The sequence below is a fragment of the Variovorax sp. LjRoot84 genome (genome assembly GCF_964254305.1).
GTDB lineage: Bacteria > Pseudomonadota > Gammaproteobacteria > Burkholderiales > Burkholderiaceae_C > Variovorax.
In genome coordinates, this window is record NZ_CAXUTE020000003.1 from 362,471 (window position 1) to 376,404 (window position 13,934).

General features: G+C 67.3%; 13 protein-coding genes and 1 pseudogene. 6 read left to right on the forward strand and 8 right to left on the reverse strand.

Annotation, left to right across the window (positions count from 1 at the left end; translation table 11 throughout):
• Positions 1–4 precede the first annotated feature (4 nt).
• Entirely contained in the window at positions 5–871 is an 867-nt protein-coding gene (locus ACSQ9I_RS40080) for a CmcJ/NvfI family oxidoreductase (RefSeq protein ID WP_436291180.1), read from the reverse strand.
• 206 nt (positions 872–1,077) lie between these two features.
• On the opposite strand from ACSQ9I_RS40080, the gene ACSQ9I_RS40085 reads away from it, so the two are divergent.
• A complete protein-coding gene (locus ACSQ9I_RS40085; RefSeq protein ID WP_436317411.1) occupies positions 1,078–1,314 on the forward strand; it encodes a hypothetical protein in 237 nt (78 codons plus the stop codon).
• 32 nt (positions 1,315–1,346) lie between these two features.
• Here the strand turns inward: ACSQ9I_RS40085 and ACSQ9I_RS40090 are convergent, their stop codons facing one another.
• The 7 genes from ACSQ9I_RS40090 to ACSQ9I_RS40120 all read right to left on the reverse strand — a co-directional run bounded on the left by ACSQ9I_RS40090 (position 1,347) and on the right by ACSQ9I_RS40120 (position 7,536).
• Positions 1,347–2,216, reverse strand: coding sequence for an ABC transporter permease (locus ACSQ9I_RS40090; RefSeq protein ID WP_436317412.1), 870 nt, complete (start codon positions 2,214–2,216; stop codon positions 1,347–1,349).
• Positions 2,213–3,085, reverse strand: coding sequence for an ABC transporter ATP-binding protein (locus tag ACSQ9I_RS40095; protein ID WP_436317413.1), 873 nt, complete (start codon positions 3,083–3,085; stop codon positions 2,213–2,215). The genes ACSQ9I_RS40090 and ACSQ9I_RS40095 overlap by 4 nt, the downstream gene beginning before the upstream one ends.
• A gap of 4 nt (positions 3,086–3,089) precedes the next feature.
• On the reverse strand, positions 3,090–4,100 hold the full coding sequence (locus ACSQ9I_RS40100) for an ABC transporter substrate-binding protein (RefSeq protein WP_436317414.1): 1,011 nt from the start codon (positions 4,098–4,100) through the stop codon (positions 3,090–3,092).
• A 12-nt stretch (positions 4,101–4,112) separates the two neighbouring features.
• A complete protein-coding gene (locus ACSQ9I_RS40105; protein WP_436317415.1) occupies positions 4,113–5,000 on the reverse strand; it encodes a TauD/TfdA dioxygenase family protein in 888 nt (295 codons plus the stop codon).
• A gap of 169 nt (positions 5,001–5,169) precedes the next feature.
• A complete protein-coding gene (locus ACSQ9I_RS40110) occupies positions 5,170–5,985 on the reverse strand; it encodes a MetQ/NlpA family ABC transporter substrate-binding protein (protein ID WP_436291175.1) in 816 nt (271 codons plus the stop codon).
• A 32-nt stretch (positions 5,986–6,017) separates the two neighbouring features.
• The gene (locus ACSQ9I_RS40115) at positions 6,018–6,680 is read right to left on the reverse strand and encodes a methionine ABC transporter permease (protein ID WP_436291174.1); all 663 of its coding nucleotides are present in this window, start codon (positions 6,678–6,680) and stop codon (positions 6,018–6,020) included.
• Positions 6,673–7,536, reverse strand: a complete 864-nt coding sequence (locus ACSQ9I_RS40120; RefSeq protein WP_436291173.1) for a methionine ABC transporter ATP-binding protein — start codon at positions 7,534–7,536, stop codon at positions 6,673–6,675. Before ACSQ9I_RS40120 ends, ACSQ9I_RS40115 begins: the two co-directional genes overlap by 8 nt.
• Positions 7,537–7,714: 178 nt before the next feature.
• Here ACSQ9I_RS40120 and ACSQ9I_RS40125 point away from each other — a divergent pair, with 178 nt between their 5' ends.
• The 5 genes and pseudogenes from ACSQ9I_RS40125 to ACSQ9I_RS40145 all read left to right on the forward strand — a co-directional run bounded on the left by ACSQ9I_RS40125 (position 7,715) and on the right by ACSQ9I_RS40145 (position 13,933).
• Positions 7,715–8,518 carry a MetQ/NlpA family ABC transporter substrate-binding protein gene (locus tag ACSQ9I_RS40125; RefSeq protein ID WP_436291172.1) on the forward strand — a complete coding sequence of 268 codons (804 nt, stop codon included), beginning with the start codon at positions 7,715–7,717 and terminating at the stop codon, positions 8,516–8,518.
• Between the two features lie 197 nt (positions 8,519–8,715).
• A pseudogene (ssuD, locus tag ACSQ9I_RS40130) lies at positions 8,716–9,856 on the forward strand (FMNH2-dependent alkanesulfonate monooxygenase).
• A gap of 43 nt (positions 9,857–9,899) precedes the next feature.
• Complete coding sequence (gene msuE / locus ACSQ9I_RS40135; RefSeq protein ID WP_436317416.1) at positions 9,900–10,478, forward strand: FMN reductase; 579 nt, start codon at positions 9,900–9,902, stop codon at positions 10,476–10,478.
• A gap of 7 nt (positions 10,479–10,485) precedes the next feature.
• Positions 10,486–12,225, forward strand: coding sequence for an ABC transporter ATP-binding protein (locus ACSQ9I_RS40140; RefSeq protein WP_436317417.1), 1,740 nt, complete (start codon positions 10,486–10,488; stop codon positions 12,223–12,225).
• A 34-nt stretch (positions 12,226–12,259) separates the two neighbouring features.
• Positions 12,260–13,933, forward strand: a complete 1,674-nt coding sequence (locus ACSQ9I_RS40145; RefSeq protein WP_436317418.1) for an ABC transporter substrate-binding protein — start codon at positions 12,260–12,262, stop codon at positions 13,931–13,933.
• Position 13,934: the final 1 nt, after the last annotated feature.

A 13,934-nucleotide genomic window follows, 5' to 3' on the forward strand; every position in this document is an offset into this window, starting at 1 on the left:
GCACTCACCCGGCCTGCGCTGCAGGCCAGAACAGCAGCGCGCGCAGCTCGATGCTGCGGCGCGGCGGCGCGTCGGGTGCGTCCGCCGGGTTCTCGAACGCAGTGTGCGCGGTCAGGCGCGCGGTGCTATCGGCCAGCGAGTCGTAGATCTTCAGCAGCAGCACTTCGTCGGGACGCAGCTTCGGGAACCAGTACCAGCGATGCGCGGGGTTGTAGGTGAAGGAATAGGTTTCGCCAACCTTGTCGCGATAGACCAGGTCGCTCGGCACCAGGTCCTCCAACGCGATCGAGCGCGCATCGCACAGCGCCAGCGGCAGGCGCTCCACGGTGGCGAGCGGCCGCCAGAGATTGACGATGGCGAAGCGGTGCTTGAGCCGCTCGGCGGCCTCTTCGGGCGACAGATGGTCGCGCACGCGGCGCGGGCCGGAGACGAAGGTCTGGTCGTTGTGCACGCGGCGAACCGGCTCGCGCAGCGACGCGGTACCGCGCGAGCCGCGCGCACTGTCGCGCAGGGTGTGATCGAAGACCACCACCTTCTCGGCGCCGGTGGCCGTGCGCAGCAGCTGTTCCGATTCGGGATAGTAGATCGAGCGGATCGCTGCTCCGTCCGAGAAGTCGGCGAGGGCGCTGCGGTGCGCGAGGTGCTGGAAGCCGCTGCGATCGAGCGACAGCTCGCCCAGCGCGGCAAGCGGGCGGCCGTCGCGGATGGTCACGCGCTGCGGCTCCAGCGCGCCGGTCGTCCACGGCAGGCCGTCCGGCGGCTCGAAGGTGTAGCTGACGGGGCGGCCTTCGCCGGCCTTCAGGTAGTTGAGTTCGGCCTTCACGGACGGCAGCGTTTCGGACGACGGCCAGTCATTCAATACGGCACTCATGACATTCACCTCGACGTTGGCTCGAAGGAACGGAGGCTATCCCGGCTGCCGTCGCCGACCAACGAAGGAAAAGCGATATGGTTATCCGCTTCGTGTGCGCGGGGCGATCCGGTCGCGGGATGGCTGCCCTGTGCGGATGCAAAGTGCATCAGATAACTCGCAATCCTTCTTTGGCAAGCGTCTCGCCTCTTTGCAGAATGCGACGGGTGAAGCAGATCGTCCATGTCTCGCCGGCCGAACAGGTCCGTTGCGTTCTTGCCATCACGGCGGTGTTGTGGCAGGTGAGCGGGCCCCCTGTGCGCGATGCGGCCGTCCGCGTCACGCCGCTGCACAACAAGCGAAGCGCAGCGCCGGGAAAGAGTCCGCTACTGGATGACGCCGCACCGCCGGACCGCGACCGCCTGGAGGACGCGCTTGCGCAGAGCTGGCGCTGGGCGGTCTGAGCCGCTGCAGGCGATCGCCGGGCGCCCTCTGCCTAGCGCTGCTGCCCCCAGCGCCGCACCGTCAGCCGCTCCAGCGTCGCGAAGCCCAGGTTCTCGACCGCGAGGCCGATCAGCACCACCATCGCGAGGCCCGCAAACACGCGATCGGTGTAGAGCTCGTTGCGATTCTGGAAGATGTACCAGCCCAGGCCGCCCTGACCCGACGAGGCGCCAAACACCAGCTCGGCCGCGATCAGCGTACGCCACGCGAAGGCCCAGCCGATCTTGAGCCCTGAAAGAATCGAGGGCAGCGCGGCCGGCACCAGGATCTGCAGCACATAGCGCAAGCCCTTCAGGCCGTAGTTGCGCCCGGCCATGCGCAGCGTCTCCGGCACGCCCTGGAAGCCGGCATAGGTGTTGAGCGCCAGCGGCCACAACACCGAATGGATCAGCACGAAGACCAGGCTGCCGCGGCCGAGGCCGAACCACAAGAGAGCCAGCGGCAGCAGCGCGATCGCCGGCAGCGGGTTGAACATCGATGTCAGCGTGTCCAGCAAATCGCGCCCGAGCCGCGTCGACACCGCGAGCGTGGTCAGCACGAAGGCCAGCAGCACGCCGGCCAGGTAGCCCTGCAGCAGCACGGCCAGCGAGATGCGGACCTTGGCCAGCAGTTCGCCGCTGGCCAGGCCCTGCCCGAGCGCCTGCACCGTGGCGCCGAAGGTCGGCAACAGCAGGTCGTTGTCCTGCCAGCGTGCCGCCAGCTCCCACAGGAGGGCAAGCGCGCAGAGGATCAGGCCCTTGCGCAGCCAGCCCTGGGCCCAGAGCCGGGTGGCCGCGGGCAGCGGACGCTCGACGGGCAGGGCGGTGAAGGGCTCGAGCGGGCGTTCGTACTCGGGCCGGATGGGTGGATGAGCTGTCGTCATGCTGCAGTGGCTTCTTCTTCGAACAGCAGGCGATGGATGCGCTGCGCCGCAGCCTGGAATTCGCTTCCGCCCAGGCTCGCCTGCGTGAAGCCGTGGCTGTTGATCTCCGCGCGCATGCGGCCCGGATGCGGCGACAGCAGCGCGACGCGGTTGCCCACCAGCAGGGCTTCCTCGATCGAATGGGTGACGAAGAGCAGCGTGAAGCGCACCTCCTCCCACAGCGCGAGCAGCTCTTCCTGCATCTTGCGGCGCGTGAGGGCGTCGAGCGCGGCAAAGGGCTCATCCATCAGCAGCACGCGCGGCTGCATGGCGAGCGCACGCGCGATCGCGACGCGCTGCTTCATGCCGCCCGAGAGCTGGTGCGGATGCACGTCGGCGAAGCGGGCGAGGCCGACCTTGGCCAGGTAGTGCAGCGCACGTTCTTCGGCTTCCTTGCGGCCCAGCGTGCCGGAAGCGCGCAGCGGGAACATCACGTTCTGCTTGACCGTCTTCCACGGCGGCAGCTGGTCGAACTCCTGGAACACCACGATGCGATCCGGCCCCGGCTGCGTGACGCGCCGGCCACCGAGCCGGATCTCGCCCTCGACCGGATGGACGAAGCCACCCACGGCCTTCAGCAAGGTCGATTTGCCGCAGCCCGAGGGACCGAGCAGCACGAAGCGGTCGGACGCGAAGACGTCGAAGCTCACGCGGTGCGTGGCGCGCACCATGCGTTCCGGCGTGCGGTATTCGAGGCTCACGCCGTCGACCTGGAGCAGCGGATCGAGCCCGGTGCGCTCCGCGGCGCCGGACGAGGCGGCCGGCGCCGGTCCGCGCAAGGGCGCCTGCGACAAGCCATGGCGCAGGACGAGACCTGCCGTCGAAGACATCGTTTCAGTTCCCTGCCGCGTTCTGGGCGTCGTCGAAGAAGTAGTCCTTCACGAAAGCCGGCTTGTTCTTGATGGCGCCCACGCGATGCATGAACTCGGCCAGCACGTAGGTGTTCTGCGGCGTGGTCTTGAACTGGACCTCAGGGTTCTTGATGATCTTCAGCAGCAGCTCGCGATCGATCTTCGCGTTGCCGACCTTGAGGTAGATGTCGGCCGCCTTCTCGGGATTGGCGCTGACGAATTGCGCGGCTTCGTTGAGCGCATCGATGAAGGCGCGGTAGGTCTTCGGGTTCTCGCTGCGGAACTTCTCGGTGGCGTAGAGCACGGTGGCCGAGGCCGGTCCGCCGAGCACCTGGTAGGAGTTCAGCACGATGCGCGCGTTCGGGTTGCCTGCGAGCTCCTGCTCCTGGAAGGGCGGGTTGCCGAAGTGGCCGGTGATCTCGGTACCGCCCTTGATGATGGCCGCGGCCGCATCCGGATGCGGCACGGCCACGCTGATCCTGTCGAGCCGGTTGAACTCCTTGTCGCCCCAGAGCTTGGCCGAGGCCAGCTGCAGCACGCGCGACTGCACCGAGACGCCCACCGCGGGCAGCGCGATGCGGTCCTTGTCGGTGAAGTCGGCGATCGACTTCACGTTCGGGTTGTTCGTGACCAGGTAGTAGGGAAAGTTGCCCAGCGAGGCGACGCCGCGCACGTTCTGCTTGCCCAGCGTGCGGTCCCACAGCGTGAGCAGCGGGCCGACGCCGGCGCCCGCGATCTCGATGTTGCCCGACAGCAGCGCGTCGTTGACCGCCGAGCCGCCCGAGAGCTTGATCCATTCGACCTTGGCGTCGACGCCGGCGGCCTTGGCGTGCTTCTCGATAAGCTTCTGCTCCTGCGCCACGTTGAGCAGCAGGTAGACGATGCCGAACTGCTCGGCGATGCGGATGCGGCCCTCGGCGTGGGCGGCGAGGCTGCCCAGGGCCAGGCCGAGGCCCGCGATCAGCGCGGCGGTGGTGCGTGTGAAACGGTTCATTCTTCTTGAAGGTCAGAAAGGCGTGTCGCCCTGGATGGTGGTGCGGTAGAGCTTGCGTCGGAGTTCGTCGGGCGTGCCCGCGGCGAGGTGCATCAGCGAGCGGTTGTCCCAGAACACCAGGTCGTGCGGCGCCCAGCGGTGGCGGTAGACGTACTCGGGCTTCACGCTGTGCGCGAACAGCTCGGCCAGCAGCGCATCGCTTTCGTCCTGCGGCAGGCCGACAATGCGGGTGGTGAAGTGCTCGCTGACGAAGAGCGCCTTGCGCCCGGTTTCGGGATGGGTGCGCACCACGGGCTGAATCGCGGGCGCAACCTTGTCGATCTGCGCCTGCGAGAGCTTGGGGCGCCACGGATTCTTGGCGCGCAGCTCCTCGTACTTGGCGAGGTAGCTGTGCTCGGCCTTCAACGGCAGGATGCGCTGCTGGAGCTCGGGGCTCAACCCTTCCCAGGCCAGGTGCTGGTCGGCAAAGAGCGTGTCGCCGCCCTCGCTCGGCAGTTCCTGCGCATGCAGCAGCGAGCCGAGGCTGGGACGGGGCTTGTAGGAGATGTCGGAATGCCAGTAGGCGCCGGCGTCGCCGAGGCCGAGCGGCTCGCCGTTTTCCTTCTTGATGTTGGAGACGATCAGGATCTCGGGATGGCCCTCGAGATGAAACTGGTGCAGCACATGGATTTCGAGCGGGCCGAAGCGGCGGCTGAAGGCGATGTGCTGGTCCGGCGTGATCTGCTGGTCGCGGAACACGAGCACGTGGTGGTCCAGGTGCGCGCGATGGATGCGCGCGAAATCAGCCTCGTTGATCGGCTTTCCGATGTCGAGGCCGACGATCTCGGCGCCGACCGGCGCATCGAAGGGGCGAATATCGAAACGCTGGACAGTTGTGGAACGCGACAGGACAGCCGGCATGAAGAAAATATCTGAAGCAGAAAGCGAACTGGCGACTCTAGGTGCCCGGTCCGCTATCGACAACGAACGATTCTTCGCTTGCTTATGAGCAATCTGTCTGAGGCGACTGCGCGGCGAAGGAGTGCCGTCGACTTGGCGCGGAGATCCTGGAAGCGCCAGTCGAAGCGTCCTACTGCAGGAAGCTGGGCTTGGCATAGCCCTGGAACCTTGCGTCGACCACTGCCTTGTATTCCTTCGAGTGATAGGCCTCGCTCAGGTCCTTGGCCCAGGGCGCATCCTTGTCTGCACGCTTGACGGCCACCACGTTCAGGTAGTGGTCGGGGGTCTTCTCCAGCGCCACGGCTTCGGTCAGCTTGAGGCCCGAGGAGATCGCGAAGTTGCCGTTGACGATCGCGTACTCGGTGTCGCCGAGCGAACGCGGCAGCTGCGCGGCCTCGAGCGGGATGAACTTGAGCTTCTTCGGGTTCTGGTCGATGTCCTTTTCGGAGGCGCGGATCGGATCGATGCCGCTCTTCAGCGTGATGAGCCTGTTCTGTTCGAGCAGCACCAGCGCGCGCGCCAGGTTGCTCGGGTCGTTGGGCAGGGTCACGCGGTCGCCGTCCTTCACCTCGGCCAGCGACTTGCGCCTGGTCGAGTAGACGCCTAACGGCGCGATCGGCCCCTGCACGAGTTCGACGATGTCCAGCTTCTGGTCGGCCGAGAACTTCTTCAGGTAGACCGTGTGCTGGAAGAAGTTGGCGTCGAGCGAACCCTGTGCCAGCGCGAGGTTGGGCTGCACGTAGTCGTTGAACTCGACCAGCTTCACCTTGTAGCCCTTCTTCTCGAGGATCGGCACGATGCCAAGCTTGAGCTGGTCGATGTTGGAGCCGGCGGTGCCGCCGATCACGAGGTTTTTCTTGGCGTCCGCCTGCGCCTGCGCGCCGAGCGCGAGTGCGGTCAGGGACAGGGCGATAACGGTGCGGCGCAGCAGGAATGCTTTTTTCATGAGAGTGCGAGAGAGGAAAGAGAAAAAGGGAATCAGCGCTTGTCGAGCCGCCGCGCAGCCGTGTTGCCGACGAACTGGAGGATCTGCACCAGCACCACGAGCAGTGCCACGGTGAGCACCATCACGTCGGTCTGGAAGCGGTAGTAGCCGTAGCGGATGGCGAGGTCGCCGATGCCGCCGCCGCCCACCACGCCGGCAATCGCCGAGTAGGAGAGAAAGCTCACCGCCAGCACGGTGAGCGCGAGCACCAGGCCGGATCGCGCCTCCACCACCAGCACGCGCCAGACGATCTGCAGCTCGCTCGCGCCCATCGCATGCGCGGCCTCGATCACGCCGCGCGGCACCTCGCGCAGGCACTGGTCGACCAGGCGCGCGAAGTACGGAATGGCGGCAAAGGAGAGCGGTACCGCGGCCGCGAGCGGCCCGATCGAGGTGCCTGCGATGAGGCGCGTGAAGGGCACCAGCGCCACCAGCAGGATGATGAAGGGGAAGGAGCGCACGGTGTTGACGAGCCAGTTCAGCACCAGGAAGGCCGGCTTGTTGTCCAGCGACTGGCCGGGCCCGAGCAGAAAGAGCAGCACGCCCAGCGGGCCGCCGAGGAGCACTGCGGCCGACAGGCCGATGCCCAGCATCAGGAAGGTCTGACCGGTGGCGGTCCACAGCTCGGGCAGGATGGCGGAGATGTTCTCAGGCATAAGCCAGGCCTCCTGTCGCAGGCTGCCGCTGCGCGTGTTGCGGCTGCGCTGCGAGCGTCTCGCGCTCGCGCCGGCGCACCAGCGCATCGATCTCGCGCCCCAGCGCGGTCCGGCGCTCGACGCTCGGGGCATCGACGGCGAACTGCTCGATCAGCCGGCCGTTCTCGAGGATCGCGACCTGGCGGCAGAGCACCTCGACCACAGGAAGCTCGTGCGTGACGATCACGATCGTGACGCCGATCTTCCGGTTGATGTCGCGCAGCGTTTCCAGCAGCGCGCTCGTGGTCTCGCTGTCGAGCGCGGAGGTCGGCTCGTCGCACAACAGCACCTGCGGCCGCGGCGCCAGCGCACGCGCGATCGCGACGCGCTGCTTTTGCCCGCCCGAGAGCTGCGCCGGATAGCTGTCGATCTTCTCGGCCAGGCCCACCAGTTCGAGGCACTCGCGCACGCGCGCATCGATTTCGGCACGCGCGTGGCGACCGTGGATCCTGAGCGGGAAGGCCACGTTGTCGAACACGGTCGCGTTCTGCAGCAGGTTGAACTGCTGGAAGATCATGCCGATGTTCTGCCGCGTGTCGCGCAGCTCGCGGCGCGAGAGCGTGGTGAGGTCGCGGCCGCCGACGAACACCTTGCCCGCATCGGGCCGCTCCAGCAGGTTGATGAGGCGCAGCAGCGTGGACTTGCCGGCGCCACTCTTACCGATCAGGCCGAACACCTCGCCTTCGGGAATCTCGAGCGAGAGCGAATGCACGGCATCGAAGACTTGGCCGTTGGGCAGCGCAAAGGATTTCTGGACGGATTCAAGACGGATCACGGGCGGCTTCTTGTTCGCCGCGTCGGAGGGAGGGCTGGTCATTGCGCTTCAAAAAGCTGCCGAGTATGCGAAGAGGCGAGCTCGAAGGGAACGAACAAATAGTGGGTTGCTTATGCACACCGGTCCGTCGAAGAACGGATATCGACATGCGGCTTTCTTCGTTCCGTCGCGCGCCATGCAATGGCACATTCGCGCTCCCTTGTATTTCGCACACATCGACATGCTTTCTTCGCTCCGCCGCCGCACCGCCCTCGCTGCCATTGCAACGCTCGCCGTCCTTCCCGTCCACGCGCAGGACAAGAACACCCTCAAGGTCGGCGTCTCGGTCGGCAATGCCGAACAGGTCTTCGAAGTGGTCAAGAAGGTCGCCGCGCGCGACGGACTCAAGATCGAGGTGGTGGTGTTCAACGACTACCAGCTGCCCAATGCGGCACTGGCGGCCGGCGATCTCGATGCCAATGCCTTCCAGCACCAGCCCTTCCTCGACAACCAGAACAAGGCGCGCGGCTTCGACATCGTGCCGGTAGGCCTCACGATCACGGCGCCGCTGGGCTTCTACTCGCGCAAGCTCAAGTCCATCGACGCGCTGCCCGACGGCGCCTCGGTCGGCATCCAGAACGATCCCTCGAACGGCAACCGCGCGCTGCTGCTCCTGCAATCGGCCAAGCTCATCACGCTCAAGCCCGAGGCGGTGAAGAACAACAACGCGACGCCGCTCGACGTGGTCGCGAACCCGAAGAAGCTCAAGCTCGTGCCGCTCGATGCTGCGCAGCTGCCGCGCTCGCTCGACGACCTCGCGATCGCCGCCATCAACAACGACTATGCCGAGAAGGCCGGCCTCTCGCTCGCCAAGGACGCGGTCATCAAGGAATCGCCGCAAGGCCCCTACGCCAACCTGATCGCGGTGCGCCGCGCCGACAAGGACAAGCCCTGGGCCAAACGGCTGGTCGCGGCCTACCAGTCGCCCGAGGTCAAGGCCTTCATCGAGACCCAGTTCAAGGGCTCGCTGGTGCCGGCGTTCTAGACCTCACCCGAGCAATCCAGGGCAGTGCCGCCGCCGCGGACCCGAGGACTGGCCAGTGCATGGACCTGGCGGCGAGAGCGCCAAGCCTGGAATCTGCATATCGATAGCTGAAATGCTTCTAGCAGCCGCGGGTGTAAAGGCCCGCCCAGGCGACACATTCGTGGTCTGGCATTTTTTTCCGAACGCGAGGCGATTTCGTGAAGCTCTTCTGGTTCTTGCCGACCCACGGCGACAGCCGCTACCTAGGCACCGCGCATGGCGCGCGCAGCGTGGACCACAAATATCTGAAGCAGGTGGCGCAGGCAGCCGATCAGCTGGGCTACGAGGGCGTGCTGATCCCGACGGGCCGCTCCTGCGAGGACTCCTGGGTGGTTGCCTCCTCGCTCGTTCCATTCACCGAGCAGCTCAAGTTCCTGGTGGCCATCCGGCCGGGCGTCATCTCGCCGACCGTCTCGGCGCGCCAGGCCGCCACGCTCGACCGCTTCTCCAACGGGCGCGTCCTGATCAACGTGGTGACCGGCGGCGACCCCGACGAGCAGCGCGGCGACGGCAGCTTTCTCTCGCACGCCGAACGCTACGAAGTCACGACCGAGTTCCTGCGCATCTGGCGCGGCGTCGCTGCAGGCGAGACCGTGAACTTCGCCGGCAAGCACCTGCGCGTGGAGAACGCGAAGACGCTGTACCCGTCGGTGCAGAAGCCCTATCCGCCGCTGTGGTTCGGCGGCTCCTCCGATGCCGCGATCGAACTCGCGGGCGAGCAGGTCGATGTTTACCTCACGTGGGGCGAGCCGCCGCAGGCCGTCGCCGAGAAGATCGCCAAGGCGCGCGCCGCCGCGGCCTTGCATGGCCGCACGCTGCGCTTCGGCATCCGGCTGCACGTGATCGTGCGCGAGAGCTCGGAGGCCGCCTGGCGCGCCGCCGACAGGCTGATCTCGCACCTGAGCGATGACACCATCGCGGCCGCGCAGAAGGCCTTCGCCCGCTTCGATTCGATCGGCCAGCAGCGCATGGCCGCGCTGCACCAGGGGCGGCGTGATCGGCTCGAGGTATCGCCCAACCTGTGGGCCGGCGTCGGCCTGGTGCGAGGCGGTGCCGGCACGGCACTCGTGGGCAGCCCGGAGGAGGTCGCGGCGCGCATCGAGGAACGCGGCGCTCGGCATCGACACCTTCATCTTCTCCGGCTATCCGCACCTTGAAGAGGCCTACCGTTTCGCCGAGCTCGTGTTCCCGTTGCTGCCGCTGGCGCGCGTGCACCCGCCAGGGCAGGCCAACCTGACCGGTCCGATCGGAGAGGTGATCGCCAATGACATCGTCCCGTCCGCGCGCGCCGCCGCCTGAGGCATCGCTTCTCCAGTTCTTCTTCTCTTCTTCTCATCTCGCCATGGCTCACAAACTCAAGATCGTCGCCGTCTCCGGCGGCCTGCAACGTCCGTCGCGCACGCTCGCGCTCGTCGAAGAACTGCTGGACGGACTGACCGATGCCTGGCCCGCCGAGACCCGGCTGATCGAGCTCGGCCAATTGGTGCCGAAGTTCGGCAACGTGCTGCAGCGCGGCCAGCTGCCGGCCGAGGTCGAGCAGGCGCTCAAGGATGTGGAGTCCGCCGACCTGCTGCTGGTGGCGAGCCCGATCTACCGCGGGTCGTACACCGGGCTCTTCAAGCACTTCTTCGACTTCGCCGACCACGAATCGCTGATCGACGTCCCGGTGCTGCTCGCAGCCACCGGGGGCAGCGACCGCCACGCGCTGGCGATCGACCACCAGCTGCGCCCGCTGTTCAGCTTCTTCCAGGCGCATACCCTGCCGATCGGCGTCTATGCGACCGACAAGGAGTTCGAGAACTACCGCGTCAGCAGCGAGGCGCTGCGTGCGCGCATCGCGCTGGCGGTCGAACGTGCGTTGCCGGTGCTGCGGCAACGTGCCCACACGCCGGTCGCGGTGCCTTCCCTCGCTCTGGCCTGATCGTTCCGTGGCCGAGCACGGGATTACGGGCCTGCCTGATCCGCCGCTGCTGGAACTGGGCGGCCTGTCCGTGGCCTTTCCCGGTGGCCGAGCGGCGGTGGACGCGCTCGACCTGCGCATCGCCGCCGGCGAGACGCTGGCGCTGGTGGGCGAGTCGGGCTGCGGCAAGTCGACCACCGCGCTGGCCGTGCTGCGTCTGCTGCCGCGGCAGGCGCAGCTCTCGGGCGCCGTGCGCTATGCCGGCCGCGACCTGCTGGCGCTGAAGGAGCGGGAGCTCGTCGCTCTGCGCGGGCGCGAGATCTCGATGATCTTCCAGGAGCCGATGAGCTCGCTCAATCCGCTGCACACGATCGGGCAGCAGGTGGCGGAGGCGCTGACGCTGCACCAGCCGCTCTCGAGGGCCGCCGCGCGCGCGCGTGCGATCGAGCTGCTCGAGCGGGTCCGGCTGCCGGAGCCGCGGCGCCGCTTCGACGACCATCCGCACCAGCTCTCCGGCGGGCAGCGCCAGCGCGTCATGATCGCGATGGCGGTCGCATGCCATCCGCGCCTCCTGATCGCCGACGAGCCGACCACGTCGCTCGACGTCACCATCCAGGCGCAGATCCTCGGCCTCATCGACGAGCTGCGCCGCGAGCTCGACATGGCGGTGCTGCTCATCACGCACGACCTCGGCGTGGTCGCGCAGTGGGCCGATCGCGTGGCCGTGATGCACGGCGGGCGCAAGCTCGAGGAGGGGCCGACCTCGGCGGTGTTCTCGGCGCCGCGCCACGCCTACACGCGCGGCCTGCTGGGCGCCTCGCTGCACCTCGATCCTTCGCTGCACTACCGCGGCGCGCGGCTCGCTGAAGTTCGCGCGGACGGACAGGGCGGCTTCGCGCTCAAGCGTTCGCCGGTACGCGCGCAAGGCAGCGCTGTCGCCGATGCGGCAGCCGCAAAGCCGTTGCTCGCCGTGGAGGGACTGCATGTCGGCTACCCAGGCGCCCACGGCACGATGCAGGCGGTGCGGGATGTCTCGCTGTCGATCGGCCATCGCGAGACCGTCGGCCTCGTGGGCGAATCGGGCTGTGGCAAGTCCAGCCTCTCGCGCGCCATCGTGCGGCTGGTGCCGGCGCAGGCCGGCCGTGTAGTGCTCGACGGGCGCGACCTGCTCGCGCTGCCGCCGCGCGAACTGCTGCCTGAGCGCCGCCGGGTGCAGATGATCTTCCAGGACCCGTACGGTTCGCTCAACCCGCGCCACCGCGTCGACGACATCCTGCATCACGCGCTCGCCATTCATGGGTTGCGCGATCGCGGCGAACGCGAGCGCCGCATCGTCGCCGTGCTGGACGACGTGGGGCTCGGCGGCGGCGCGCGGCGCCGCTATCCGCACGAGTTCTCTGGCGGACAGCGCCAGCGCATCGGCATCGCCCGTGCGCTGGTGCTGCGGCCCGAGCTCGTGATCTGCGACGAGCCGGTGTCCGCGCTCGACGTCTCGATCCAGGCGCAGATTCTCAATCTGCTGGTCGACCTCAAGGCCGAATACGGCCTGGCCTACCTGTTCATCTCGCACGACCTGTCGGTGGTGCGCTACATCGCCGACCGCGTCCTGGTGATGAACGGCGGGCGCATCGTCGAATCGGGCGATCACGAAAGCATCTGGAAACGCCCTCGACACCCTTACACGCGCAGCCTGCTCGCGGCCGTGCCGGGTCGGCGCCGCGAAGAAGCGTCGGCCCGGATCGACGAGCCGGTGCTGCAGGCCGCGTGAGCGCCTCTTTTTCTGTTACCCGAAGGACTCTCTCATGACGACACCTTTCAACGACGATGCCGTGCGCCACGAGCTGCGCCGCCGCCAGCTCTTCAGCCTGACCGGCGCGCTGCTGTCCAGCGGCCTGCTGGGCAGCCTCTATGCGGGGGATGCAGCAGCGATCACGCAGGCCCTGCCCAACACCGAGCAGGGCGCCCAGCGCGGCGGCACGCTGGAGGCCACCGTGCATCCCGAGCCGCCGACGCTGGCCTTCTTCATCAATACCTCCACGCCCGGGCGCACCGTGGTCAGCAAGATCTTCGACGGCCTACTCGACTACGGGCCGGACCTCAAGCCCAGGCCGCAGCTGGCCGAGAGCGTGGACGTTTCGGCCGACGGCCTCACGGTGCGGCTCAAGCTGCGCAAGAACGTGCTGTGGCACGACGGTAAGCCCTTCACCGCGGCCGACGTGAAGTTCTCTGCCGAGGAGGTCTGGCGCAAGCACGCACCGACGGCACGCCGTGTGTTCCAGCACCTGAGCAAGGTCGAGGCGCCGGACAGCCTCACGGTCGTGCTCACGCTCGCCAAGCCGACGCCGGTGATCCTCAATGCGCTCGACGTGGTGGCCGCGCCCGTGCTGCCGAAGCACCTGTACGAGGGCAGCGACATTCCCAACAACCCCTATAACAACAAGCCAGTGGGCACCGGCCCCTTCGTCTTCAAGGAGTGGGCGCGCGGTAGCCACATCGCGCTGGAGCGCAACGACCGCTACTGGGCGCCGGGCCTGCCGTACCTCGACAAGCTCACCTTCAAGATCATTCCCGACGTGGCCGGCCGTGCCACCGCGCTGGAAACCGGCGCCATCCAGTACGGCGAGCGCAACCCCGTCACCTTCGCCGATGCCGACCGTCTGGCCAAGTCGCCGAACCTGGTCGTGAGCACCGAGGGCTACAACGGCTTCGCCGGCTGGCTCTGGCTGATCCCGAACCTGCGCGATCCGGTCATCGGCAACATCAAGGTGCGCCAGGCCATCCTGCACGCGATCAACCGCGACGCGCTGGTCAAGACCGTGTGGGGCGGCTACGCGTCGCCGGCGACCGGGCCGGTGTCCTCGCTGCTCAAGACCTTCTACACCCAGGACACGCAGCAGTACCCCTTCGACCGCAAGAAGGCCGAGGCCCTGCTCGACGAAGCCGGCTATCCGAAGAAGGCCGACGGTTTCCGCTTCAAGCTCGACCACGACTTCATTCCCTTCGGCGACGACTACCGCCGCACCGGCGAATTCGTGCGCCAGGCGCTGCGGGCCGTTGGCATCGACGTCAATCTGCGCGCGCAGGATCTCGCGAGCTGGACCAAGAACGTCTTTGCCGACTACAACTTCCAGCTCGTGAGTTCCTGGGGCATCAACTGGCAGGACCCGCAGATCGGCGTCGAGCAGCACTACTGGTCGAAGGCCGAATCGAAGGGTACGCCGTGGCAGAACGCCTCGGGCTATGCGAGCGCCGAGGCCGACCGGCTGCTGGAAGCCGCGCAGGTCGAACGCGATGCGGCCAAGCGCGTGCAGCTTTACCAGTCATTCCAGAAGCTCGCGCAGAAGGACCTGGCGCTCCTGAACCTGTTCGAGTTCCGCTGGTTCGGCGTCTGGGACAAGCGGCTGCGCAACGTCACCGACACCTTCGATCACAGCCAGAACAACTTCGCGCGCGTCTGGTTCGAGTCGAAGGCATAGG

Excerpts from the sequence above, each read along its gene's own strand:
- ACSQ9I_RS40080 (WP_436291180.1), bottom strand. The coding sequence starts at position 871 with ATGAGTGCCGTATTGAATGACTGGCCGTCGTCCGAAACGCTGCCGTCC.
- ACSQ9I_RS40090 (WP_436317412.1), bottom strand. The coding sequence starts at position 2,216 with ATGACGACAGCTCATCCACCCATCCGGCCCGAGTACGAACGCCCGCTC.
- ACSQ9I_RS40095 (WP_436317413.1), bottom strand. The coding sequence starts at position 3,085 with ATGTCTTCGACGGCAGGTCTCGTCCTGCGCCATGGCTTGTCGCAGGCG.
- ACSQ9I_RS40100 (WP_436317414.1), bottom strand. The coding sequence starts at position 4,100 with ATGAACCGTTTCACACGCACCACCGCCGCGCTGATCGCGGGCCTCGGC.
- ACSQ9I_RS40105 (WP_436317415.1), bottom strand. The coding sequence starts at position 5,000 with ATGCCGGCTGTCCTGTCGCGTTCCACAACTGTCCAGCGTTTCGATATT.
- ACSQ9I_RS40110 (WP_436291175.1), bottom strand. The coding sequence starts at position 5,985 with ATGAAAAAAGCATTCCTGCTGCGCCGCACCGTTATCGCCCTGTCCCTG.
- ACSQ9I_RS40115 (WP_436291174.1), bottom strand. The coding sequence starts at position 6,680 with ATGCCTGAGAACATCTCCGCCATCCTGCCCGAGCTGTGGACCGCCACC.
- ACSQ9I_RS40120 (WP_436291173.1), bottom strand. The coding sequence starts at position 7,536 with ATGACCAGCCCTCCCTCCGACGCGGCGAACAAGAAGCCGCCCGTGATC.
- ACSQ9I_RS40125 (WP_436291172.1), top strand. The coding sequence starts at position 7,715 with ATGCTTTCTTCGCTCCGCCGCCGCACCGCCCTCGCTGCCATTGCAACG.
- msuE (WP_436317416.1), top strand. The coding sequence starts at position 9,900 with ATGGCTCACAAACTCAAGATCGTCGCCGTCTCCGGCGGCCTGCAACGT.
- ACSQ9I_RS40145 (WP_436317418.1), top strand. The coding sequence starts at position 12,260 with ATGACGACACCTTTCAACGACGATGCCGTGCGCCACGAGCTGCGCCGC.